The sequence below is a fragment of the Oleiphilus sp. HI0086 genome (assembly GCF_001635225.1).
Genome location: NZ_LWFZ01000523.1, coordinates 1 through 441 on the forward strand (window position 1 = coordinate 1; position 441 = coordinate 441).

Here is a 441-nt window from a genome sequence, read left to right on the forward strand (position 1 = left end):
GGCATTGGTAAGGATGGCCATCTCTACAGGCATATTTTTGACGGCTCCCAGGAATTCCTTAACATGAGGTCGATACGCAATTTTATTACTTACTTCTTTCTTTAGTTCCACAATATCGACGTTGAGCGCATCAGACCAGAAATCGAGACAGTACCAGTTTAGGGAACCATGATGTGCTTCGTACATAGCATGAAGCGACTTCACTGCATCGTCATGACTAAGGCTCTTCAGCTCCGTATAACGCTTTGGCAAATATTCTAGCCAAAAGTAGTTATCGAAATGGAGGTCTAGTAGCGTACCGTCCATATCGAAGAAAACTGTTTCTATCTGATTCCAGTCGATCATGAAACTCTCTATACTGTCGTAAAACGGCTATTCTAGCGCTCGGAATCTGTTCACACAAACACTCCTCTAAGAGTTATTAGCCGAAGCCAACTATTT

1 pseudogene is annotated in these 441 nt (G+C 42.6%); it reads right to left on the reverse strand.

Going from position 1 to position 441, the window contains the following annotated elements:
• Window positions 1–345 (reverse strand): annotated as a pseudogene (locus A3756_RS06415) (haloacid dehalogenase); the annotation flags it as partial.
• Window positions 346–441: the final 96 nt, after the last annotated feature.